The organism is Gramella jeungdoensis (assembly GCF_023805255.1).
Lineage (GTDB): Bacteria > Bacteroidota > Bacteroidia > Flavobacteriales > Flavobacteriaceae > Christiangramia > Christiangramia jeungdoensis.
The window spans coordinates 529684-554095 of record NZ_JAMSCK010000004.1; the positions used below are offsets into that span (position 1 = coordinate 529684).

Below are 24412 nucleotides of genomic sequence, written 5' to 3' on the forward strand. Positions count from 1 at the left end.
TTGTTTAAGGTTTTTTAATATTTAATCAGTTCCTTTAAGTGAGTCTTCTCCATCAGTAAGCCAGCTTAATGGAAAACTTACGAATGCATTCTCGGTATAATTATCTTTTTCGAAAAATATACCGATATGTCCATTTTCAAGAATGGTCATGGAAGAATAAGCTGCGGGACCACTATAAACCGTTTTTCCACTGCTCCATGTTTTTCCCTCATCATAACTTATCCTTACAGTCAGGTTTTTTCTACCTTCTGCATTATTTGAATTAGAAAATAAAAGCCGATTCTTATCGTCTCCCTCATTTACAGAGGTATATCGTATTATACTGGCATTATTTCCGGGATCTACAAGTTCATGTTCGGCAAACGTTTCCCAGGTTAATCCTTTATCTTCCGAAACATGTACATATCGATGTCCCTCCCCGGTGTTAACACGAGAATTAATCATATAATTACCATTGGCCAGTTGAATAACTTTAGATTCATCGGCTGGTTTAACTGGTGAGTCAATTAAAAACCAGTTTTCACCATGATCATCACTTCCAAATAAATACACGCCTTCTTTTAAGCGAACAAGTGTATGTAGCAATCTCCCATTTTGAGTTTGAATACCTCTTCCGGAAGTAATAAACTTAAAATCATTATGCCACTCCTCTTTAGAGATCTGCGAGGTAATATCCTTAGGCTCTCCCCAGGTCTTTCCGTTATCGGTACTCTTGATAACATGCAAATAATAGACATCTTTTTCTTTTTCCAGATCCATATAGTTATAAAACATGAAAATATCTCCGGTCTCATCATCTACTATCATGGAAGGATCAGAAGCTGACTGCCCATATGGAAAATCAATTACTGTTTCAATCTCCGTCCACGTCTTACCATTATCGGCACTTCTGCGCTGAACTATATTTATATCTTTACTACCTCGGAGATCTGCGCAACCCGGGACACGTTCGTCGATAGCCGCTATTAAATCTCCATTCGGAGCTGTTACTAAGGCAGGAATTCTATAGCATTCCACACCTTCAGTATTTCTGGCATCAAAAAGGTTTTTGAATGTTATATTATGTGGGATATTTTCCTGAGTATCTTGGTTCGGATTATCCGACTGCTGCAGGTCCTGGGCTCCACAACTAAAAAAAACTAAACTTATTAGTAGAATTGAAATCTTTTTCATGAGAAAGGATATTTAGGTTTTTATAATTTTATTCTGAGTGATTAATCTTCATAGAGATCATTTATATTAGTGTTATGTAATTCATAGAAGAACTGAGCAATTTCCGTAGAACTGTCTTCAAAAAATGTTTTCCCTTTTTGCGGGGTAGCTTTAACTGGATCACCTACCCCAGTGTCTTCGGTTACTTTAGTCCATTCCCGTTGTGCAGAGACCCAGCCTTCTTTCAAACCTTTTATTTTAAAAGTTTTCGCTTTCCCCGATCCAGCCTCTTGAATAGGCAGGACTAATTCTGGTTTCAGATGCATTATAGCAGCAGTTTCCAGTTCTCCAGCATGATCTCCTGGTTCTTCAAAATATTTTTGTCCATCCTTAACCTGCCACCAGTTAAGAGCACAGACAAATATATCTGGGAATTTTAGACTTAGTTCCCGAATGATTTGTTTAAAGTTGTTACCGCCATGAGCATTAACAATCACTAATTTATCAATAGCATCTTTTTGTAATACCTGGATGATATCAGTGAGGATAGCTAATTGAGTACTGGGGTTCATATTTATACAAAGAGGCACGCCCATTTGACCTGTATTAACACCATATGAGATCGGTGGTAGCACTAGTGGTCGCGCTCCTTTTTGCCAGGCAATTGTAGAAGCTTTTATTGAAATTTCCTCAGCCAGAATAGTGTCTGTTCCATAAGGCAAATGGTAATTATGAGCTTCCGTGGCTCCCCAGGGTAAAACCGCCAGGCTATACTTCGTATTCTTTACTGTCTTATAATTCGTTTCATGTAAAACAAATGGTCTTATTTCTTTCATAGTAGAGAAACTAATTGTGAAGTGAATATTTGGACTCGACCGCTTCAAAACTTTTCCAACATTGATACAAACCCCTGGGAACATGGAAACAGCCTTTCCATTTACCTCCTTTGAGTTCAAGATTAGGGCTGCCCTGTCTATCCAAGTAGCCGTACCATTCTCCATATTGCTTATCAGGAAAGTGTTTCCAGCTATATTTATGAACCTTATCATACCAACTAAGAATTTTAGGGTTCTTAGTATGAAGAAATGCTTTGGAAAGTGCGACCAGTGACTCGAGATGAACCCACCATAGCTTTTGATTCCATTCCAGCTGTTGAGGAGGATACCCTTTTATATCCAAGAAGTAAAAGATACCTCCATATTTTTGATCCCACCCATATTCAAGAATATTAAGTATGGTTTGAGATGCTGTTTTAATGAGCTCCTGATCTTTTAAACGTATTCCAATATCAATCATAAACCACATGGCTTCAATACCATGTCCAGGATTTATAAGTCTACCTTCAAAACTGTCATTAAAGCTTCCATCCGGATTAACATTTTCATAAACAAGACCATTCTCCTGACTCAAAAATGTCGTCATAACCTCTTTACGGCTATAATCAATAGTTTCTTCTACTTCCTCTCTAGTTAAAGTTTCTTCCAGTTCCAGAACTAGATTAGATAGAATCATTGGTAAAGAAAAACTTTTTAAAGGCCGATTCCCTGTAGATTTTTCATAGACACCTTTGGGATTAGATCTCCTATTCAAGATACTTGAATAGGTCTTCTTGGCCAGCTCAAAATACTCCTCCTTTTGCGTTGCTTTAGCATATTGACCAAACGCCATTGCGGCAAAACAATCAGAAAAAATATTATAAGGTTGGATTAAGGGTTTACCTTCCCTTGATAAAGAAAAGTAAAAAGTCCCATCAGAGGTCATCGCTTTATCTTTTAGGAATGTAATTCCTGACTCGGCAACATTAAGCCAGGAATCCTTTTTTTCCACATTATTATATAAGAACGAAAACATCCAGGCTTGTCTGCCTTGAAGCCAGGTAAACTTATCAGTATCATACACCTTTCCTTTTCGATCTAAGCAGGTAAAATACCCTCCATGCTCAATATCCAATGACTTTTTTTCCCAAAAAGGGATCACATCACTCAATAAGGCATTTCGATATAATTCAGAGTAACTCATCCGTTCATTATGTTATACATAAAGCAAAAATAATAAAAGAAAAGAATTAGCCCATATTATTTATGGAAATTATTAAAATTTAACCTTAGTATTAAATATTTTCTCAACACCAACACCAGCTTATTTCATACTCTATCAAACGTCTTCTCAAATAATCTTATACCTAAAAAAGGAATAAAAAATGAATTATGTATTTTCTATTCGCCTATAAACAATGTATATTTCGAAAGTTTTACGGAAATAAAAATAATGTTTTGATTATTTTAAAAAAGGATTTGAAAGTTTAAATCATGAATGCTAAATATAAATTCTGGAATTTAATCGTATTAATTTTATTGATCTCTCCAACGGTATATTATTCTCAGACTCCAAATATTATTTTAATTTATGCAGACGACCTTGGCTATGGCGATATTAGTAGCTATGGAGGAAGCATTCCCACCCCACATATTGATGCTCTGACTAAAAATGGATTAAAATTCACTAATGCATATGCTTCTTCGGCCACTTGTACCCCTTCACGGTATTCAATGCTAACTGGAGAATATGCCTGGAGAAAAAAAGGTACAGGCGTTGCGCCTGGAGATGCTAATAGTTTAATTTTACCTGGACGGACTACCCTACCCGGGGTTTTGCAGAAGGCTGGTTATAAAACTGCAGTAGTAGGGAAATGGCATCTTGGACTTGGTGAGGAACAAACCATTAATTGGAATAAGGAAATTAAACCCGGTCCTCTGGAAATTGGATTCGATTATGCCTTCATACTTCCTGCAACCGGTGACCGGGTACCTACAGTTTTTCTCGAGAATCGACATGTGGTAGCCCTTGATCCTAAAGATCCCATCAAGGTAAATTACCATCGAAACCTAGACGATAATCCTACTGGAGCGGAAAACCCGGAACAATTGCAAATTATGTATTCCCATGGTCATAACCAAAGCATTATTAATGGTATTAGTAGGATTGGCTACATGACAGGGGGCAAAGAAGCGCGTTGGAGGGATGAAGACATAGCAGATATTCTGGTTAATAAATCGATCAGGTTTATAGAAGACAATAAAGATTTTCCATTTTTTCTGTATCTCTCTACTCACGATATCCACGTACCACGTGTACCTCATGAACGTTTTGTTGGCACTACAGGAAAAGGCCCCCGTGGTGATGTGATCATACAGTTAGATTATACTGTAGGTGCCATTCAAAAAAAACTACAGAACCTAGGTATGGAAGAAAATACTCTCATAATTTTCACCAGTGACAATGGACCCGTGTTAGATGATGGTTATCTGGACGGTGCAGCGGAAAGATTAGGGGATCATAATCCGTTTGGCGGGCTGCGCGGTGGAAAGTATAGTTCATACGAGGCTGGGACCCGGGTCCCTTTTATTGTACAATGGATGGGAAAAATAGATGCGAACAGTGAATCTTCGGCATTAATAAGCCAAGTAGATTTTCTAAGATCCTTTGCATCCGCTACAGGTCAAAATATTCCTGACAGTGTGGCTATAGATAGTCAAAACCAGTGGGAAACCCTTATTGGAGTACAGACAGAAGGCAGAAAATCCCTGGTACAACAAGCTATTCGAAATGTGTTGTCCTTTGTGGAAGGGGATTATAAATATATCGAGCCTTATTCCGGTCCCGCCATAGTACCTTGGGGAGTGGATATTGAAACCGGATTTAAAGAAGAGCCACAATTATACAACATAAAGGAAGATCCCGGGGAAACTAAGAACCTAGCCTTCGAAATGCCAGAGAAAATGGTAAAAATGAAGCAGGAACTAAATAGGATCAGAAATTCCCAGTAAAAGGACTAAAATATAGGTCTATTATCACTAACCACTAATTACAACCATGCCAAAGAATAATAAAATTGTCATTTTCCTGCTATGTTTGGCAGGAATACTCATTTCTTGTAAGAACGAAAAAGAACAAAAAGAGCAAAAGAAAATGACGCGTCCAAACATCGTTTTTATGATGTCGGATGATCATGCCTATCAAGCTATAAGCGCTTATAATAATAAACTTATCCAAACTCCTAATATTGACAGGCTTGCAAATGAAGGGATGCTCTTTACGAATGCCTCCGTTACCAATTCCATTTGTGCTCCATCCAGGGCGGTAATTCTAACGGGGAAGCACAGTCATATGAATGGTAAAATCGATAATTTAAGCAAATTTGACACAACGAATGTCACTTTCCCTCAGCTCCTGCAAGATGCCGGATATCAAACTGCCATGTTTGGGAAATTGCATTTCGGAAATAATCCAAAAGGATTTGACGAATTTAAGATTCTGCCTGGTCAGGGAAGATATTACAATCCAAGGTTCATCACAAAAAGTGGGGATACAGTAATTAACGGATATGTTACAGATATTATCACAGACCTAACGCTTCAATGGTTAGAAGAAGAAAGAGATCCCAAAAAGCCATTTTTATTAATGTATCTGCACAAAGCTCCGCACCGCGCATGGTTACCTGCTGAAAGACATTACAAGGAATTCACAAAAAAAGAATTTCCTTTACCGGAAACACTTTTTGATGATTACACTCGTATTCATAGAAAAGACCTTAAATCAAATTCTCGAGAATTCACTTCTCAACAATATACTTCAGAGCCACCAAGAAGCCATAAAAGTACAGCGGCCAGAACAGCTGAAATGAACATTCTCACCCATATGGTCCTTACCAACGATAATAAGTTAAAAGATAGTGTGGTTAAAAAATTAGGCATTCAGGAACGTTATCTCGGAGATCCTACCAGTGGAATGAGCAAGCAACAAAAGGCTGCCTGGGACAGTGTTTATTCTCCAATTAATAAGGAGTTTGCAGATAATTATCGAGAGATGGATGATAGAGACTTAATGATATGGAAATATCAGCGTTATATGCAGGATTACCTTGGTACCATCGCGGCTGTAGACGAAAACGTAGGTCGCGTATTGACCTACCTTGACGAGAACAATTTATCGAATAATACCATAGTAGTTTATACATCGGACCAGGGTTTTTATCTGGGAGAGCATGGCTGGTTTGATAAACGCTTTATGTATGATGAATCTTTTAAGACTCCTTTACTTATACGTTGGCCAAATGAAATAAAACCTGGTATTACCCAGGACGAAATGGTGCAAAACCTAGATTTCGCACAAACGTTCTTGGAGATTGCCGGTGTTCAGGCCCCGGAAGAAATGCAGGGAGAAAGCCTCCTACCACTTTTAAAAGGTAAGGAAGATACCTGGGAGAGAGAAGCGGTCTACTATCATTATTATGAATATCCTGCAGAACATGCTGTGAAAAGGCATTACGGCATTGCCACCAAAGATTATAAACTTATCCATTTTTATTATGATGTGGAAGAATGGGAACTTTATGACCGTAAGAATGATCCTCAGGAAATGCATAATGTATTTTATGATCCCGGTTATGCCGGAGTAAGAAAAAAGATGATGCAAAAGCTGGTGGAGGTGCGTAAAAAATATAAAGATTCTGAAGAATTGGATAAGCATTTTATAGAACTATATCAAAACAAGTAAACGAAACTAAGGCCCGGAAACTCCAATTCAAGTTGTTTCTAAACTATTATAACTTTTGAAAATGCTGACATAATTTTAAGGGAAGATAAATCTGAATTATCCCTAAAATTATCGCTCTGGAAGGAAAATTCATATTCTTAAACTATCTAACCGAAGTATATAAATATTTAACTTTAATAAATATTTATCTTTTAATCAGCTGAACTCTCTTTTTCTTATCTATTACTATTGGTTTATTGAAATTATTAATTTATTAGGAGACCAACTATGGAGCCATTTATAAAAGAGGCATGTATAGAAAATTTGGACCAGGCCCTAAAAGCTCAAAGAAATGGAGCTGATAGAATTGAACTTTGTGAACATCTGGATCTGGAAGGCTTAACTCCTTCCCACAACCTCATCAAAGAAGCAAATCGGCAATTGAAAATTCCCTTACGAGTTATGATTCGTCCACGCGGGGGTGATTTTATTTATTCGGCCAGTGAAATAAAGCAGATGATAGCTTCCATTAATTTTTGCAAAGAAATTGGAGTGGAAGGAGTGATTTTTGGGTTACTAACTTATAATAAAAAATTAGATCTGGAGAGAATAAGGTTATTAACCAATATAGCTGCACCTCTGAAAGTTGGCATTCACAAAGCTATAGATCACACAGGCAACCCATTAGAGAATTTAGAGGAATTATTAAAAATTCCTGGAATTACGAGTGTATTGACATCAGGAGGGGCGACAACAGCTTTAGAAGGTAAGGAAGTGATAAAGAAAATGCTTCAAATATCTGCGAATAAATTGGAAATTATTCCTGCCGGCAAAATATCAGAGACTAATTTATATGAATTACATGCATATTTTGGAGCCAGGGCTTATCACGGTAAACGTATCGTGGGAGATTTATGAAGATAATTTAAGGCTAACTAAAACAACTACGGGAAAATTGAGTGACTACTTTCCTTGAAAAGAATATAGTGCCAACATTAAATTCTTCATTCGAATTGAAAAACATTGTAAGGTAAGGATTCCCCTTGAATTTTTAATACCACTACTCCGTGGGACGGTACTTTCATACTGAGTTTATTTTGATTGGGTTGTAATTCCTTATGTTTCCAAACATCCCTGATAGTATTTTTCTTGCTCGGATCAATTCCTACATCTTCCATTTTAAAACTCATCCACTTGGAACTATCCGACCTATTTAGCAGTGCAACTGCTACCTCGCCGCTTAGGGTACTTTTTAGTGGTTTTGCCCATACCTCCAAATCTCCTTCATCTTTTAATCTTCGCGCTTGATATACCAGGGGATCTTGGTTAATATCAATCATTTCCTTATTTGTTAAAATATCCAGTGTTTGATCAGACATTTTTGTAAGATCGTTACCGGCAATTAGGGGAGAATTTAACATGCACCACATACTGAAATGAGTTTTATCTTCTTCAAAACTCATTCCTCTTCCCACCTGCAACATATCCATATCATTTACATGACCCGGACCGGAGTATTTCCACAAATTGGCATTTTGATCAACTATGTGCATTACAGATTCAAAGGTGTTTGCTATATCCCCTGCAATTCTCCACGAGTCAGCAGTATTTACTACCCATTCCCCTGGAAATTCCCATCTACATATGTTATAAACTACTTCAGGGTTTATCTCTCGAATCATATTACCGATTTTGGTATATCTGATCTCATCATCAAGGCCTAACCATTCTCCACCGCACCAATCAACTTTTATAAAATCATAATCCCAATCATTTAGCATTAAAGTGAGATCGCTTCTTTCATGTCCATACAATCCCATACCCACACCTATTGTATCTTTATCCCAATAAGAGGCGCAGGTATTGATCCCTGCATCTGTGTATATACCGGCCTTCAATCCTTTTTCATGTATATAATCGGCAAGATTCTTCATACCATTAGGAAATCTTGTCTTATGGACTAAAAGGTTTCCGTTTTCATCCCTTCCGCCAAAAAAACCATCATCAATATTGATATATTTATATCCAGCATTCATAAGGCCAGTTTCAACTAATGCGTCTGCCTGGGCTTTTATTATCTTCTCATTTATGTTTACCCTATAGTTATTCCAGCTGGCCCAGCCCATAATAGGTACCTTGGGACGTAATACTTTTGATTGGTCATCCCTCACTGTCTTATCCGCATTATTACATGAAGAAATAAAAATCAATGACAACAAAACAAAACCAATATATAAATTACAGCTTCCTCGCATATTGAAACTTTTATAATTATAAACTCTTAATTCTTTCATTAAGTTTTCGTATAGTATCAGCTATTTTTAATAAGGCTATCTACTATTTCGGGATTAAGTAAAGTAGATGTATCGCCGAGATCTGAAGTATCATTGGAAGCTATCTTTCTAAGTATTCTTCTCATGATCTTACCGCTTCGGGTCTTAGGTAAGCCCTCCACAAACTGAATTTTATCAGGTTTGGCGATCGGCCCGATCTTATCTGAGATCTGCTGATTGATCTCCTTACGTAAATTATCCTGGTTCCGGTATTCTCCAGATTCTTTAAGAATAACAAAGGCACACAAAGCATTCCCTTTCACCTCATGCGGGAAGCCGACAACAGCCGTCTCAGCCACAGCAGGGTGTTCGTCAATGGCATCTTCAATTGGTGCGGTCCCAAGGTTATGGCCGGAAACGATGATAACATCATCTACCCTACCTGTAATCCTGTAATATCCTACCTCGTCCCGAAGGGCGCCATCTCCGGTAAAATATTTATCCTTAAAGGCTGAAAAATAGGTGTCACGATACCTTTCATGATTTCCCCAGATGGTACGGGCCATAGAAGGCCAGGGGAATTTTATACAAAGTCGGCCATCTACCTGATTACCTTTTATCTCCTCTCCGTTTTCATCCATCAGGACCGGTTGGATACCCGGGAATGGAAGAGTAGCAAAAGTAGGTTTCGTGGGGGTCGCGAACGGGATTGGTGAGATCATAATTCCACCTGTCTCCGTCTGCCACCAGGTATCAACAATGGGACTTTTCCCTTTTCCTATATTGTCATTATACCAGTGCCAGGCTTCTTCATTAATCGGTTCTCCCACGGTTCCCAGAACTTTAATGGAAGAAAGATCATATTTATCTACCAGGTCCACGCTTTTTTTAGCCAGGGCGCGTATGGCAGTTGGCGCCGTATAGAATTGATTCACCTTATGTTTTTCAACGATTTCCCAGAACCTTCCAAAATCGGGATAGGAAGGAACACCTTCAAACATCACCGTGGTTGCTCCGTTAAGTAATGGGCCATAAATTATATAAGAATGGCCGGTGATCCAACCAATATCAGCGGTACACCAATACACATCATCGTTCTCATATTTGAATATATTCTTAAAGGTATAGGCCGAGTAGACCATATAACCTGCGGTGGTGTGCAACATTCCTTTTGGCTTGCCGGTAGACCCGGAAGTATAAAGGATGAACAAAGGATCTTCGGCGTCCATGATTTCGGGAGCGCACTCATCTGAAGCCTCCGCCATTAAAGGAGCCAGCCACTTATCGCGGCCTTCCTTCATATCCACATCTGCACCTGTTCTCTTTGCCACCAGTACTGTATTCACATCGGGGCAGTCTTCGAGGGCTTTATCCACAATTCCCTTAAGATCGATGGTCTTAGATCCACGAAAAGACCCGTCGGCCGTAATAAGCATTTTACAATCGGCATCCAGGGTTCTGGTAGCCAGCGCAGAAGAAGAGAATCCGGCAAACACTACCGAATGTATCGCTCCTATCCTGGCGCAGGCCAGAACGGCGTAAGCCAGCTCAGGGATCATTGGCAGATATATGCATACCCTATCCCCTTTTTCAATTCCATGGCTCTTTAAGACATTAGCAAACTTATTGACTTTCTTATGCAGTTCCCTAAAACTTAAATGTAAGGCTTTCTCATCGGGGTCATTGGGTTCCCAGATGATCGCGGTCTTTTCACCATTTGTAAGCAGGTGCCTGTCTATACAATTTTCGGTAATGTTAAGCTTGGCATTTTCGAACCATTTCACTTCGGGTTTTGAAAAATCCCAGCTAAGCACATTATCCCATTTCTTCCTCCAAACAAAATGTTCCTCGGCTACTTCCTGCCAGAAATTCTCCGGCTCTCTTACAGATTTTCTATATACCTGAAAATATTCCTCCAGATTCTTAATGTGATAATTACTCATATGATATTTTTTGAATGATTAAATGCAGTATCTACTAAACTGGTTAGATCTACATTGTATCTTAGAATTTATTCTAGTTAGCTATTTATTCAATCCACGTAATTTTATTTCCTCGCTAAATGTAATGGCAGGTCTTCTACCCTATTGCAACATAACTGATCCATCACCTGTTTGAACTGGGTTTTGAGAATGCTTATAGTATGATCTCCACCTTCGTTTCCGAGGGCTGCGGCACCATACATGAATGAGCGTCCCATAAATGTGAATTTTGCTCCCGAAGCGATTGCTCTGGCAATATCTGGTCCCGACCGCAGGCCACTATCCATCATTATCTCAATTTGATCAGAGTATTTCTCAGTGATATTCTGAAGGGAATGTATAGTAGACTCTCCTGCATCCAGTTGTCTGCCACCATGATTGGAAACAATGATCCCGTCAAAGCCCATTCTTATGGCATCTTCGGTGTCCTGCTGGGAAGCTACGCCCTTTAAAACAAGTTTCCCCTTCCATTTATCACGAATGGGTTTAATAAGCTCTTCATTGAGCCTACCCGAGAAGGTTCTGTCCATAAACTGTCCAAGCTGTTTTAAGTTCAACCCCTCCGGAGTATATGGTTTGAGGTTTTCAAAAGTAGGTTGCCCGTATTTAAGCGTGTTAATAGCCCAGGCCGGCTTTCCCAGGATCTGAAGTATATTCCTTACCGACATTTTTGGAGGTAAGGCCAGACCGTTCCTGATATCTCTGGGACGGTATCCAAAAGTGGGCACATCACAGAGCAGTACTAGCACCGGGCAGCCTGCATCGGCGGCCCTGTTCAGAATATCATTTCTAACCGAATCTTCAACCGGATTATATAGCTGGAACCAGGCCCGGCCATCGGTGAGCCTGCTCGCCTCTTCAATATCCATAGTGGTTACTGTGCTTAAAACAAAAGGAATGTTGTGTTCATTCGCTGCTTTAGCAAGTATCTGCGGAGAATTTGGCCACATTAGCCCCTGTAAACCTACGGGCGCAATCCCAAATGGTGCATCAAATTCCATCCCCAGAACTCTGGTTTTTGTGGAACTTTCCCCGTAATTCTGAAGGTACCTTGGCTCGAGCTGAACGTCCCTTATTTCTGCCGTATTCCGGTAAATATTCACATCGTCATTACATCCACCGTCCAGATATTCAAATGCAAATGCCGGCACTCTTTTCTTAGCTTTTTTCCTTAGATCGTCTACTGATGGATATTTTGAATTAAATGTATAACTCATACAGGTTAAGTGTCTATGAAATAAATAGTTAATTCAAATATTAACAGGTTATTAATTATCTTTCTCGAGCTCAAAAATTTTATCCATCAACACCCATTTTTCACCCGGCTTGGATCCAGGCAGGGATTTTTGATATTTCCACATAAGATTTTCCCATTCCTGTACAATCGGATTCTTTTGGTCTAATTGATTTTTCTTTTCAAGACTGAAATTTGCATCAGTTTCAAGGATCATAAAAAGCCTGGTTTTAATTCGATATATCTCTAGCTTCTCCACACCAGAATTTATAATTGCATCTTCGATTTCTGGCCAGACCTTTTTATGATAATTTTCATATTCCCGAATTAATTCGGAGTCATTTATAAGATCCAGAGCAAAACAAAATCTCTGATTTTTCATATCTCCTACTTTTTTATAATCAACTTTATCCTTTTTCAAATTTTTTATAAACCATTATTCCGTAATATGTAATAAACAGAAAGCATAGAAATGGCAATACAAATGAAAAATTAACTTCCGGAACTCCTAAGATTAATACATCATTAACCTCAACACCACCTAAATCAATGATCAAACCTTGTAATTGGGGCATTAATGCTCCTCCAACGATAGCCATCACCAGCCCAGCAGCTCCAATTTTCGCTTCCTCTTCCTTTAATCCTTTTAATGCAATTCCATAAATTGTAGGAAACATAATAGACATAAATAGGGATATAGAAACAAGTGAATACAAACCGATAAATCCTACCACAAAAATGGTTAGAACGGCACAGAGACCCGCCAGGATACTAAAAGTTGCAAGTAGTTTACCCGAACTAATAAACCGTAGCAAATAAGTCCCTATAGCTCGACCTGCCAGAAAGATAATAAAGGCCACGAATTGATAGTTTGCCGCAATATGACTTTCTATACCAATTGCTTCAGAATATTGATAAATGTATGTCCAGCACATGATTTGTGCACCAACGTAAAATACCTGGGCTAATACCCCCTGAATATATTTCTTATTATTAAACAGTCTAATAAAGGTATCTTTTAAGGGAGGAATTCCATTATGGTCCTTCGCTTGAGGCATCTTGTTAAACGCTATTAAAAGAAAAACACCTATAACAACAAAACCTAAAATGACGTAAGGGTCTCTAATTATCATTAAATCTGAGGTCCGAATGAGAATTTTTTGAGTTTCTGTCAGTAGGCTAAAATTATCTATATCATCGGACTTTAACTGTTTTAAAACGAAATACTGTGCTACCAATAAGCCTCCAATTAAGCCTACCGGGTTAAATGCTTGGGCAAGATTTAATCTTTGAGTTGCAGTTTGTTCCGGCCCCATAGCCAATATATAAGGGTTGGCCGTAGTTTCAAGGAAAGCCAGTCCAAAAGTTAATATATATAGGCCTAAACAAAAGAACCAAAATTCTTCAGTAAGTGCTGCAGGATAAAACAAGATGGCTCCTGCTGCATATAAACCCAACCCAATTAAAACACCTGTTTTATAACTGAATTTTCGCACAAAAAGTGCGGCTGGGAGGGCCATACTAAAATATCCTCCATAAAATGCCATTTGTACCCAGGAAGCTTCAGTATTAGATAGTTCTAATACTTTTTTAAAGGCTTGTACCATTGGGTCCGTCACTGCATTAGCAAACCCCCAGAGGGCAAATAGAGATGTAATAAGAATAAAAGGCAGTAAGTTTTTTTTAGGCACTACCTTGGTAAGCGGTTTATACGACATACATTATTAATTAAGTTAATGATCGATCTAAATGGATATAACCCCCATCGGGAATTATAAACTGCCCTGTGGTATGAGACGACCTTGATGAAATAATGAACAAGGCGGTTGCTGCAATTTCCATATCGGTTGTCATACGATTACCTAACGGAATTTTAGTTTCGATTTTTTTCCTTTTTTCAGCGGGATCTTCAAAACTATCTAACCAGCTTTTATACAAAGGGGTCATGACTTCAGCTGGCAGTATGGCATTAACCCTTATTCCATACGAGAGTAACTCAGCAGCCCATTCCCTCGTTAAGGCTAACTGTGCTCCTTTCGCCGCCGCGTAACCTGAGGTTCCACCCTGCCCGGATAAGGCTACTTTAGAACTTATATTCAGTATATTTCCTTTGGTTGTCTTAAGAAATGGCAGGCAATAATGCGTCATTTCGTAATAGTGGTTGACATTATTAAAGAGAGAAATTTTAAACTCTTCTGGAGTTCCCGATTCCAGACCTACATTATCATTGACTCCTGCATTGTTCACCAAAGCATCTATCTTACCAAGCTTATTTATTACCTCTTCAACAATACCTCTACATTCTCCCTCCTTATTTAGATCCCCCTCTATATAAATTCCTTTTTGATTTTTCGAATTGAGTTCCCTTTCCAAAACTTCACCTCCCTCTTTATTTCGGCCCACAAAGACCGGTATAGCTCCTTCCAGGGAAAGGCTTCGTGAGATTGCCCCACCTATGCCTCTGGTACCACCTGTGACAATAATTACTTTATCCTGTAAGTTTAAATCCATATTTTAAATTTTATAGAATGCTCCTTTAGAATTTTAAATTTTTAAAAGTTTCCAAAGGATAATCAAGCTTTTGTCCATTCTCCTTATAAAAGGGCAATTGAGCATCCGTATTTTTTAAGAATTGAGTTAATGATTTTACTAAACTGAAGGCTAGCTTAGGATATTGATAAAATAGATTCTCAGTTTCCCCAATATCTTTAGCAAGATTATATAATTCAAAATGCTGAGTTTTATAAAAATAAATCAATTTCCACTCTCCTTTTCTAATAGCACTACCTGGTCCTATTCCTGGGCCGGAACCACCCCATTTATTGGGAAAATGCCATACGATGGGACGGTTGTCTGATTTATATGGTTCATCCTCAAGAAGGGGTTTGAATGAAATTCCATCAACGATTTGAGGTTTTGAAACGTTCTTAATTTTCGTGATCTCAAGTATACTTGGAAAGAAATCTTCTATTATAACATATTGATCTACTACTTTTCCGGGTTTGTACTTTCCGGGCCACGAGACCAACATTGGTACTCTAATCCCACCTTCATAAAGTGAACCTTTACCACTGGCGAGAGGTTTATTGTGCGTATGAGGAGTACCACCTCTGGCGTGCGCACTTAGTCCTCCATTATCAGAAATAAATAAAATTATGGTGTTATCCATAATTTGTTTTCTATCCAGAAAATCCATTATATCACCAAGACTTTTATCCATTCCCTCGAGCATTGAAGCATAGCTTGCTTCAGTTCTATTAAGACCAGCATCTAAGTATTTCTGCAGATAGCGGGGATCCCCCATAATAGGTACATGCACTGCATAGTGGCTCATATGAAGAAAAAATGGTTTCTTATTCACCATAGGGTCAATTGCAGCCAGGGCTTCCCGGGTAATAGCTTCGGTAAGAAATATATCTTTACCATGATACTTTTCCAAACCAGGTACTGCCCAAACACTTTTGTCGGGTTTTCCAACACCGAAATTTTCTGTTCCCAAATAACTCTCCGGTGCTCCGGCAGCATGTCCCGCGATATTCACATCAAAACCAAGGTTGAGTGGATCGGCACCCGGGGTACCAATAGCTCCTAAATGTGCTTTTCCTGCGTGGATCGTATAATATCCATTCTCCTTCAAAATCTGAGGTAAAGCTTTGGCATAAAAACTATTTTCTACTCCAGGTTTCTGACTTAGACCATTCATATTCCACACCGGAAAACTTAGCTGGTTATCGACTGCATCCTGGGAGAGGTTCTTTCGAAGCGTCCAATTGGTAACTTTATGACGAGCAGCATTAGAACCGGTTAATAAGCTAACTCTTGAAGGCGAACAAATTGGCGTAGCATAAGCCTGAGTGAATTTCACTCCTTTAGCGGCAAGACGCTCCATATTAGGAGTGTGATAAGTCCGGTTTAATTTCGTAATAGTAGTATCGAAGGGAACAGAGGTATCCTGCCAACCCATATCATCTACCACGAACAATATTATATTGGGAGAAGTATTTATTTTTTTTTGTTGGGAAAAGCCACATAATGTGGAACTTAAAATAATGCAAATAATTAAAAAGAGATTCAGTTCTTTCATCGTGAAACGATATTCAGGTGATTATCCAATTTTATCTTTTCGTTTGCTTTTAATTGTATGTTCTTTACTTCGTCTACATATTTCACTTTCAGAATTTTATCTTCCTTTGACAAAAGCTGCACTTCAATTACTTCTCCGCCTGACCATTTTATGGATACCTCAATGTTTCCACGTGCCTTAAGTCCCTTAACTTCACCTTGCTTCCAGTCCTTTGGAAGACATGGCAGAATATGAACAAATTTTTGATGTGACTGTAATAACATTTCCGCTATTCCCGCAGTGAATCCAAAATTTCCGTCGATTTGAAATGGAGGATGCATGTCGAACATATTATCGGCAAGGGATATTTCAAAGAATTTCCAAATATTGTGCGCAGCCTTTTCGGGTTGTAGTAATCGTGCATTGATATTTATCATCCAGGCTCTACTCCAACCTGTACCTGCTCCCCCATGCTTCAGTCTATAAGCAATGGTTTTTTTTGCCGCTTCAAATTCATTTTCACTGTCAGGGGTTATAGTTTTGCCAGGATGCAGGGCGTACAAATGAGACATATGACGATGGCCCTTTTCAACTTCCGAATAAGGTTTGTCCCATTCCAAAATTCTTCCATCGTCCCCGATCACTACCCCCGGATGTAGCTTTTCTCTTTTCTTCTTTAATTTGGAAATAAATTTATTTCTAATCCCCAGAACAGATGCGGCCAACAGAGTATTATCAAAAACTTCGGCTATAATCTGGTGACCCATTGCATTTCCATATGTCGTCGCGGCCGGCTGCCCATTTTCAGCAGTGTAGGAGTTTTCAGGTGATGTTTCTGGTGCAGAGATCCAGGTTTGAGTTTCAGGATTCCAGGTAAGCCAGTCCATATAGAATTCGGCAAATGCCTTTAATGCAGGATAAGCCTCCTTTTCAAGAAAACTTCTATCCTGAGTGAATAAGTAATGTTCCCAGTAATGTTGAGACAACCATCCACCACCATGAATCCAAGCCCCCCAATAAGCTCTTTCAGCACGCATAAAGGCAGGAGCCCATAAATCTGTTGCCTGATGGGCCACTGCACCTCTTTCAATACCATATTGTTGGAATGCGGTTTTTCTACCGCGCTCAATTAACCGGTCACCAAATGCAAAGAGAGGTACATGCATTTCTGAGAGGTTAGTTACTTCAGCGGGCCAGTAATTCATTTGTAAATTCACATTCAGGTGATAATCAGCATTCCAGGGAGCTTCAATATGCTCATTCCAAATTCCCTGTAAATTAGCCGCGTTGGTACCAGGTCTCGAAGAACTTATCAATAAATATCGACCGTACTGGAATAGGAGTGGAATTAAGGATAAATCTTTTTGTCCATCCTTTATCCTAGCCATTCTATCATCTGTGGGCAAAGAACTTAAATCTTCATTTCCCAGCTCTAGCTGGACTCTATCAAAATACTTTTGATAATCCTGAACGTGCCTTTGTTTTAAAAGTTTAAAACCCAATTTTCCCGCGTTCTCAATTATATGAGTGTTTTTCGCAACAAAATCGTCATGATAAAAGCTTGTATTCCCAGAAACCAAAATAAGGGCTGAGCTGACGCCATTTAAAACTAATTGACCATTTTCAATTTTACTTTTCCCGTTGGTATTCAAGACTTCAAGTCTGGTTTCAAATTTCACGCCTTCCTTTATTGGAAAAGGTTTAGAATACCTTTTTCCTCCAAACTGGGTTACCATTCCTTTCATACTTAAGGTTGTCTCCCCCAGAGACCTTACTTCAACAGTCTTATGACCACGATCTTCAGGTCTTGTTAAAGACAATTTAAAATCCACACCATCTGGATTTTCGGTGGTAATTCTAATCACCATTACATCATCTACTGCCGATGAAAATACCTCCTGTGAAAAATCATATCCATTAACTGAATAACGCGTTGTGGTAATCGCATTGGTAAGATCTAGTTGGCGTTTGTAATTACTCACCTTCTCCTCTGTGTTATATTCAATCCATAGATCGCCCATGGTTTGATGGGATCTTACGATACCCTTATAGGAAAAATTTTCAACAATTAAACTATCGGCCAATTGCTTTTTGCCTTCCTTTAAAAGCCTCCTTATTTCTTCAAGATTTTCCCGGTCACCTTTACCGTCACTCCAATCCGGACCACCAGGCCATAAAGAATCTTCGTTTAACTGAAGACGCTCCTTATTAATTCCACCAAACACCATTGCGCCAAATCTTCCATTGCCTATTGGCAATGCCTGCATCCATTCCTCTGCAGGTTCATCGTACCATAAAACAGAATTGGATTTATCAGAGACCTGAGCATTTAATTGATTTATTAATAGACTGATTATGATTATAAATCTTTTCATACCTCTTTAAAAATCCTAATTTGATTTGGCTTTCTCTAACCCATAAAATTCAATGGCATTCAGTCCCATGACAGCTTTATATTCATCTTCAGAAAATGTGGAGAAGTACTGTTCACAAATTTTTAATACATCTTCATACATACAAGATAATTTACAAACCGGCCAATCCGATCCGAACATTAAGCGTTTAGGCCCGAAGGAATTACTAACCACATCCAGGAAAGGTGTAAATTCCTGATATTGCCAATGCAAATTCCTGGTCTCTGTTACCAGGCCGGAAATTTTACAGAAAACATTCGGCAGGGCACCCATTTCCTGAATTTTTTTCTTCCAGGTCTTATTCATCCCAATTGAATAAAAGGGTTTAGCCATGTGATCTATTACAAATTTCTGATAGGGGTGTTGTTTTACCAGCTCCGCGGCTTCATTTAATTGATCTTCCCTAATCAAAAGATCAAAACTGAAATCATAATCCTTTAGTAGTGTCAGGCCATACCGAAAATTTGTTTGGTCCATATACCCCAGACTTTCATCCTGAATAAATGTTCTAATACCTTTTAATTTTTCGTATCCTGCCAAAAATTCAAGGTATGCAGGCAAACCTCTATCTTTTAAATCGGCCCACCCCACAACACCCTCTATCATAGAATGATCCTTTGCGATTTCCAGTAAAAAATCATTTTCGGCTTTCAAGGCCCTAGCCTGTACGGCAATCGCTCCATCGAAATTATTTTTCTTTAAAACCGGAATAATATGGGCCGGATTAAAATCCCTCTGAAGTATTGACATGGAATCATCTATCCATTCAAACTCCTCCTGCTTGAAATCCCACAAATGAATATGGCTATCGATTTTCATTTTAATATTTATTCCGGGTAAGCCTTGGCGGTTTGTTTTGAACTTCCTAATCCATCAATCCCAAGTTCAATTTCATCACCCGGTGTAAGATATACCTGAGGTTTCAATCCCAGACCGACACCAAACGGAGTACCTGTCGAAATCACGTCTCCGGGAAGCAGGGTCATATATTTAGAAACATTGCTAATGATTTGCGGAATATTAAAGACAAAATCTGAGGTATTGCTATCCTGCATCATCTTTCCATTTAGTTTTAACCATAATCTCAGTTTATGAGGATCCTCAATTTCCTCCTTTGTAGCCATGTAAGGCCCAAGGGGTGCGAACGTATCACAACTTTTACCTTTTACCCATTGGCCCTCACGTTCAAGTTGGAATTCTCGTTCGCTATAATCATTATGCAGTACATAACCTGCTACATAATCCATAGCGTCCTCCTCAGAAACATATGATGCCTTTTTTTCAATTACAAAGGCCAACTCCACCTCCCAGTCGGTCTTTTTACTGTTTTTTGGAATAATCAGATCGTCGTTTGGCCCCACAATACTTGTAGTGGATTTGAAGAAAAGAACCGGCTCCTTTGGTATAGCCGCCCCCGTTTCCTCGGCGTGCTTAACATAGTTAAGACCAATGCATACCAGTTTTGATGGTCTCTTGAAAGGAGGTCCAAGGCGAACATCTGGGGAAATTACTGGACATGAATTCTTATTACTTGAAAACCATTCCTGCAGTCTTCCTAAACCATTGGATTCGAAAAAAGTCTCATCATAATCTTCTCCGAAAGCACTAACATCATATCTTTTACCCTCCTCAAGTAATCCTGGTATTTCCTTTCCAACCTCACCTATACGTATAAGTTTCATATTTAATCTTTTAATTTAGTTTTCTATATTAAATCCCAATTCAGCCGCGGCGACTGTTTGTTCTGATCCAACTGTTTCCGTAATCTTTATTTTAATATATCGCGCCGAGACTGATTTTTTGAAATAATGAATTCGCGTTGTAGGGTCATTCACCAAGTTTCCAAATTCAAAACTCCCAGCCGTTCTCCAGTTTTTCCCATCTTCACTAATTTCAATTTTACCTTTTGAAATCAATCCAAGTTCGCTTTTAAAGGGTGGGGTATACTTAAAACTAGTTAGCTTGAATTCCTCTCCGAGATCCAGAATAATAAAATCATCTTTACTTGCATTTGAAACCCAGATAGTTTCGTTATTAGCATCAATTGCATTAACCGCTGGAAACTCTTTCCTGGGATCATTTGCATTTAAAACCTTCCAGTTTTTTTTATAGAGTCCAAAATCTTTACTGATCTCACTTCCCGGTTGTTCCCCTAATTGAGATACTGCCCGCACCTTACCATTTGGTATAAAGAAGGGTTCTTTATACTCCCGCCAGGAATTTTCATTTTCAACCGCATATTTAATTTTAAGGTCATCAAGCTTCTGTTTGGGATTTTGACCATGCAGTTTCCATGAAAAATCATCTTCTTTAGGCCTAATTGAAACCAAACCATCTTGGTTTCTGACAATCTCTAATCGTGGAGGAAATTGTGGAGCTAAATGCCCAGAAACAGTAGCAATAGCCGGGTAATACCGGGTTTTCGGAAAACTTATTCGAAAACGGTTAGAAGTGACTGCCGGAAATCTTAAGATCTTTTTAAAACCTATATTAGTTCCAGTTGCAATCTCTTTCCAGCCATTGTCTACCCAAGCTTCTAAAATGTGTTTCTCTACTCTCTCTCCGTGGGTGGCTACGGATTCCTGGATCAAGAACCTGTTTATTTTTACGGATTTTTTTAGGTTGAGTATAACACTTTGCTTATCTCCCTTTATCACTTTATAAGTGCCAAGACGGTCATCTAACAACTCGGAAGATCCAACTGTATTTATAGAAAATAAATTTTTATCATAAGTTTCCCTGATACGTTTTCCAGAATTCCGAAGTACACGTACATCTTCAGGTGATAACAAACCTTCACGGTTTGGGGGAATGTTTAAAAGAAATATAGAATTCCCCCCAACAGCTCTTTCATATATATCAAAAATATCTTCTGCTGTCCTTACTTTTTGGCGATTCTCATCTCTGTAGAACCAACCTTCCCTGATAGATGTATTCACCTCAGCTGGTTGATAATGCAGATAATTTGCCTGATAAAGCTGCTCTCGTGACCCCAAAATGGTATCTGTTAAATCGCCAAAAATTTCCATTGTATCAGGATTCCCTTTATAAGGAATAACATTCCATTCAGTGGTACGGGTCTTTCCTGCTTCATTTCCAACCCATCTAAGATCCTCTTTACCAAATATTACTGCTTCAGGCGCGAGTTTTCTAATTAATTCCTTCCAGGCCTTATAATTATATATTTGGCCTCCTTTTCGTTTTGGATGGGCACCGTCAAACCAGACCTCATGAATTGGTCCGTACTCCGTTAATAGTTCAAATAATTGATTTAAGAAATATTCATTATAATCGTCAACCCTAAATTTAAAAGTAGTTTTGTTTTTAAAAGGCCTTCCTTCAATCTTGCGTGGGATCTCTCGTTCGGTGTATTTGCTTAAATTGCCATACAAACCATTGGGGCTCTCAATTTGATACAAATCTGCAGGAGATAAGTATACGCCCAGTTTCAAACCAAATTTCTCACAGGATCTGCTAAGTTCCTTTAAAATATCCCCCGCTCCGTTCTTATAAGGAGAAGACATTATCCCATGGTCTGTATACCTGCTTTGCCACAAAACAAATCCATCATGATGTTTTGCCGTAAAAATAACCTTAGACATCCCTGCTTCCTTAATTGCCTTACACCATTGATCGGTATCTAGATTCTGTAAGTCAAAAACCTTTGGGTTTTCAAGTCCAGTCCCCCACTCTTTTCTTGTAAAGGTATTGGGACCAAAATGTATAAACGCTATGTAACCGTCTCTTAGAGCTTTTAGTTGATTACTTGTAGGAACTACGTGGGCCGCTTTAAGAACTATATTTTCCTTAGAATCATTTTCATTTATTTTAATAGTATTCTCTACAGGAAATAAAACAGCTTCCTGAGAGCTGAGAGAAAAGGATGTAAGGAGAATTAATATCAGGACTAGCCATTTTCTTCTCTCTTTGAAATAGGAATACTTTACTTGTAATAACATCATTTCTGAATTTTAAACGTCCAGGCGTCGTAACTGGGAAGTTCATTAAATTTTATTGTAGAAGTGTTGATCTTCAACTCGCCATTCTCATACTTCCAATTAAGTTTTCTATCCAGGCCTAACAAAGAAATGCTGGCATTTGACCCGGGATTGGGAATCTTAAGGACTAACTCATTTTCTGGCCAGAAAAAAGTTGTGGCATAGACATTCCCGTCCTTTTGGGTATACGCTATACTGGTGCTTTTCGATCTATATGAGGCATAAAGTCCTGATTCTGACAGATTTTTATTCAGGAAGAATACTTTAGGAGGAATTATTTCAAACGAATCAACCATTGGAGTCTTCCATAAAAGTTGAAAATGAGCGTTTTGTTTATGCTCGTTAAATTCAATGACCAAAGGATATACCTTATTTTTCATTAAAGAAATGATGAATTCATCATTATTTCCTGTCACAGTTCGCATAGCTTCAGCCTGATTTTCAGTAGCATCATATTTATTTATAAGTTTTTTTCCATCTATGGATACACTGGCCTCATCATCTGCGTTTATTTTTAAGGTATACTTTCCTGATTCTGGTACAACAAGGTAGGTTTTCCAATTTCCTGAAAAGTCATCTTCTCTGATATCTTTATCAGGTGAATTACGAACCCAGTCGAAATCAATATTTTCATCTATTCTTTTCTTTTCAATCTCTACTTCTTCAGTCTGAACATCAAATGGGATTGATCCATAGATAGCTTCTCCATTGATATCCAGCCACCTTCCAAGCTGCATAAGCCTTTCCTGCTGTATCAAAGGGATCTGCCCATCGGCTTTGGGTCCTACATTTAAAATCATCCCACCACCGTTTGCCACCGTGATTACAAATCGCTTAATAAGTTCGGCCGAAGTTCCATAAGCTTCAAGATCTTCATTCCGGTTTAATCCAAAAGATCGGCCTATACCGCGCACTTCAGCCCAGGGACGATTGGTTTCGGTAATTCCGGAACTATATTCAGGTGTAAGGAAACCTGTATCTATTCCATGACCCCAGCGGTTATTAACTATTGCATTGCTACCTACCAAATCATAATACCAATTAATGAGTTCCGCAGAATGCCATTGTTCAGCAGAATTATACCATTCCCCGTCGCTAAAAATAAGGGTAGGTCTATAAGTACTTACCAGTTCTTTAAACTGAGGGATCATGTGATTTTCCACATAATCCTGAATGCTATCATGCGGATCGGAATACCAGCGATGAAGTGGATGGTTCCATTCAGGCAGGGAGTAATACAATCCCATTTTCAATCCTTCTTCACGTACAGCTTCCGTTAGGTCTTTCACAATATCTCTGTGAGGCCCCGTGTCTACACTATTCCAGTTACGACTATATTTACTGGGCCAAAGAGTATAACCATCATGGTGCTTCGACACCAGAACCACATATTTTGCACCGGCCTTTTTAAAAAGACGAGCCCATTCATCCGGTTCAAACAGTTCTGCCCGAAATAAGGTGGTAAAATCATTATACGTGAAGTCTTCCCCATAAGCGTCTTTCATAAAATTCGTACGAAGGGAGTCTTTGGTTTGCAGTCCACGTAGAAACCATTCGCCATATGATTCCTTTCCGCCGTATGCCGGAACTGAATATAAGCCCCAGTGAATAAAAATACCCAGTTTCGCATTGGTAAACCAATCAGGGTATTCTCTCTTCTCCAGCTTTTGGATGAGCCTTTCATCCTCAGACTGGGCTATCCCCGTATTAAATAGAAGGATCAGACATAGGAAGCTTAAAATCTTTCTTTTATTCATAATA

General features: G+C 38.8%; 18 protein-coding genes. 3 read left to right on the plus strand and 15 right to left on the minus strand.

The annotated features are described in order from the left end of the window. Positions 1-21 precede the first annotated feature (21 nt). From NE848_RS13330 to NE848_RS13340, 3 genes are read right to left on the minus strand one after another with little or no spacing between them, the layout of a single operon-like run. Positions 22-1173 (minus strand): sialidase family protein, encoded by a 1152-nt coding sequence (locus NE848_RS13330; RefSeq protein ID WP_252114399.1) that lies wholly within the window; start codon positions 1171-1173, stop codon positions 22-24. A gap of 41 nt (positions 1174-1214) precedes the next feature. After that, positions 1215-1988: a creatininase family protein gene (locus tag NE848_RS13335; RefSeq protein ID WP_252114401.1), complete on the minus strand. Its 774-nt coding sequence runs from the start codon at positions 1986-1988 to the stop codon at positions 1215-1217. Positions 1989-1998: 10 nt separating this feature from the next. Beyond that, entirely contained in the window at positions 1999-3171 is a 1173-nt protein-coding gene (locus tag NE848_RS13340; RefSeq protein WP_252114403.1) for a n-acyl-d-glucosamine 2-epimerase, read from the minus strand. A gap of 290 nt (positions 3172-3461) precedes the next feature. Between NE848_RS13340 and NE848_RS13345 the strand changes: the two genes are divergently transcribed. The 3 genes from NE848_RS13345 to NE848_RS13355 all read left to right on the plus strand — a co-directional run bounded on the left by NE848_RS13345 (position 3462) and on the right by NE848_RS13355 (position 7605). Then, positions 3462-4979, plus strand: a complete 1518-nt coding sequence (locus tag NE848_RS13345; protein WP_252114405.1) for a sulfatase family protein — start codon at positions 3462-3464, stop codon at positions 4977-4979. 46 nt (positions 4980-5025) lie between these two features. After that, positions 5026-6708 (plus strand): sulfatase family protein, encoded by a 1683-nt coding sequence (locus NE848_RS13350; RefSeq protein ID WP_252114407.1) that lies wholly within the window; start codon positions 5026-5028, stop codon positions 6706-6708. Between the two features lie 267 nt (positions 6709-6975). Next, the gene (locus NE848_RS13355; protein ID WP_252114409.1) at positions 6976-7605 is read left to right on the plus strand and encodes a copper homeostasis protein CutC; all 630 of its coding nucleotides are present in this window, start codon (positions 6976-6978) and stop codon (positions 7603-7605) included. An 86-nt stretch (positions 7606-7691) separates the two neighbouring features. On the opposite strand, the gene NE848_RS13360 is transcribed toward NE848_RS13355, so the two are convergent. The 12 genes from NE848_RS13360 to NE848_RS13415 all read right to left on the minus strand — a co-directional run bounded on the left by NE848_RS13360 (position 7692) and on the right by NE848_RS13415 (position 24408). Continuing rightward, complete coding sequence (locus NE848_RS13360; RefSeq protein ID WP_252114411.1) at positions 7692-8942, minus strand: glycoside hydrolase family 27 protein; 1251 nt, start codon at positions 8940-8942, stop codon at positions 7692-7694. A gap of 56 nt (positions 8943-8998) precedes the next feature. Then, positions 8999-10903: an acetate--CoA ligase gene (gene acs, locus NE848_RS13365; RefSeq protein WP_252114413.1), complete on the minus strand. Its 1905-nt coding sequence runs from the start codon at positions 10901-10903 to the stop codon at positions 8999-9001. Positions 10904-11007: 104 nt separating this feature from the next. Next, positions 11008-12159 (minus strand): alpha-hydroxy acid oxidase, encoded by a 1152-nt coding sequence (locus NE848_RS13370; protein ID WP_252114415.1) that lies wholly within the window; start codon positions 12157-12159, stop codon positions 11008-11010. 51 nt (positions 12160-12210) lie between these two features. Then, the gene (locus NE848_RS13375; RefSeq protein WP_252114479.1) at positions 12211-12558 is read right to left on the minus strand and encodes an L-rhamnose mutarotase; all 348 of its coding nucleotides are present in this window, start codon (positions 12556-12558) and stop codon (positions 12211-12213) included. A gap of 25 nt (positions 12559-12583) precedes the next feature. After that, a complete protein-coding gene (gene fucP, locus NE848_RS13380; protein WP_252114417.1) occupies positions 12584-13894 on the minus strand; it encodes an L-fucose:H+ symporter permease in 1311 nt (436 codons plus the stop codon). 10 nt (positions 13895-13904) lie between these two features. After that, complete coding sequence (locus tag NE848_RS13385) at positions 13905-14687, minus strand: L-fucose dehydrogenase (RefSeq protein ID WP_252114419.1); 783 nt, start codon at positions 14685-14687, stop codon at positions 13905-13907. Positions 14688-14712: 25 nt separating this feature from the next. Continuing rightward, entirely contained in the window at positions 14713-16260 is a 1548-nt protein-coding gene (locus NE848_RS13390; RefSeq protein WP_252114421.1) for a sulfatase, read from the minus strand. Further along, positions 16257-18614, minus strand: coding sequence for a glycoside hydrolase family 95 protein (locus NE848_RS13395; RefSeq protein WP_252114423.1), 2358 nt, complete (start codon positions 18612-18614; stop codon positions 16257-16259). The genes NE848_RS13390 and NE848_RS13395 overlap by 4 nt, the downstream gene beginning before the upstream one ends. A 15-nt stretch (positions 18615-18629) precedes the next feature. Then, positions 18630-19472 (minus strand): amidohydrolase family protein, encoded by an 843-nt coding sequence (locus NE848_RS13400; RefSeq protein WP_252114425.1) that lies wholly within the window; start codon positions 19470-19472, stop codon positions 18630-18632. Between the two features lie 8 nt (positions 19473-19480). Continuing rightward, positions 19481-20335 (minus strand): fumarylacetoacetate hydrolase family protein, encoded by an 855-nt coding sequence (locus NE848_RS13405; protein WP_252114427.1) that lies wholly within the window; start codon positions 20333-20335, stop codon positions 19481-19483. Positions 20336-20350: 15 nt separating this feature from the next. Continuing rightward, positions 20351-22615, minus strand: coding sequence for an alpha-L-fucosidase (locus NE848_RS13410; protein WP_252114429.1), 2265 nt, complete (start codon positions 22613-22615; stop codon positions 20351-20353). Continuing rightward, complete coding sequence (locus NE848_RS13415) at positions 22612-24408, minus strand: alpha-L-fucosidase (RefSeq protein ID WP_252114431.1); 1797 nt, start codon at positions 24406-24408, stop codon at positions 22612-22614. Before NE848_RS13415 ends, NE848_RS13410 begins: the two co-directional genes overlap by 4 nt. Between the last annotated feature and the right edge of the window lie 4 nt (positions 24409-24412).

Bases quoted from the DNA above. Each gene is read 5' to 3' on its own strand.
- NE848_RS13330 (WP_252114399.1), bottom strand. From the start codon at position 1,173: ATGAAAAAGATTTCAATTCTACTAATAAGTTTAGTTTTTTTTAGTTGT.
- NE848_RS13335 (WP_252114401.1), bottom strand. From the start codon at position 1,988: ATGAAAGAAATAAGACCATTTGTTTTACATGAAACGAATTATAAGACA.
- NE848_RS13340 (WP_252114403.1), bottom strand. From the start codon at position 3,171: ATGAGTTACTCTGAATTATATCGAAATGCCTTATTGAGTGATGTGATC.
- NE848_RS13345 (WP_252114405.1), top strand. From the start codon at position 3,462: ATGAATGCTAAATATAAATTCTGGAATTTAATCGTATTAATTTTATTG.
- NE848_RS13350 (WP_252114407.1), top strand. From the start codon at position 5,026: ATGCCAAAGAATAATAAAATTGTCATTTTCCTGCTATGTTTGGCAGGA.
- NE848_RS13355 (WP_252114409.1), top strand. From the start codon at position 6,976: ATGGAGCCATTTATAAAAGAGGCATGTATAGAAAATTTGGACCAGGCC.
- NE848_RS13360 (WP_252114411.1), bottom strand. From the start codon at position 8,942: ATGCGAGGAAGCTGTAATTTATATATTGGTTTTGTTTTGTTGTCATTG.
- acs (WP_252114413.1), bottom strand. From the start codon at position 10,903: ATGAGTAATTATCACATTAAGAATCTGGAGGAATATTTTCAGGTATAT.
- NE848_RS13370 (WP_252114415.1), bottom strand. From the start codon at position 12,159: ATGAGTTATACATTTAATTCAAAATATCCATCAGTAGACGATCTAAGG.
- NE848_RS13375 (WP_252114479.1), bottom strand. From the start codon at position 12,558: ATGAAAAATCAGAGATTTTGTTTTGCTCTGGATCTTATAAATGACTCC.
- fucP (WP_252114417.1), bottom strand. From the start codon at position 13,894: ATGTCGTATAAACCGCTTACCAAGGTAGTGCCTAAAAAAAACTTACTG.
- NE848_RS13385 (WP_252114419.1), bottom strand. From the start codon at position 14,687: ATGGATTTAAACTTACAGGATAAAGTAATTATTGTCACAGGTGGTACC.
- NE848_RS13390 (WP_252114421.1), bottom strand. From the start codon at position 16,260: ATGAAAGAACTGAATCTCTTTTTAATTATTTGCATTATTTTAAGTTCC.
- NE848_RS13395 (WP_252114423.1), bottom strand. From the start codon at position 18,614: ATGAAAAGATTTATAATCATAATCAGTCTATTAATAAATCAATTAAAT.
- NE848_RS13400 (WP_252114425.1), bottom strand. From the start codon at position 19,472: ATGAAAATCGATAGCCATATTCATTTGTGGGATTTCAAGCAGGAGGAG.
- NE848_RS13405 (WP_252114427.1), bottom strand. From the start codon at position 20,335: ATGAAACTTATACGTATAGGTGAGGTTGGAAAGGAAATACCAGGATTA.
- NE848_RS13410 (WP_252114429.1), bottom strand. From the start codon at position 22,615: ATGATGTTATTACAAGTAAAGTATTCCTATTTCAAAGAGAGAAGAAAA.
- NE848_RS13415 (WP_252114431.1), bottom strand. From the start codon at position 24,408: ATGAATAAAAGAAAGATTTTAAGCTTCCTATGTCTGATCCTTCTATTT.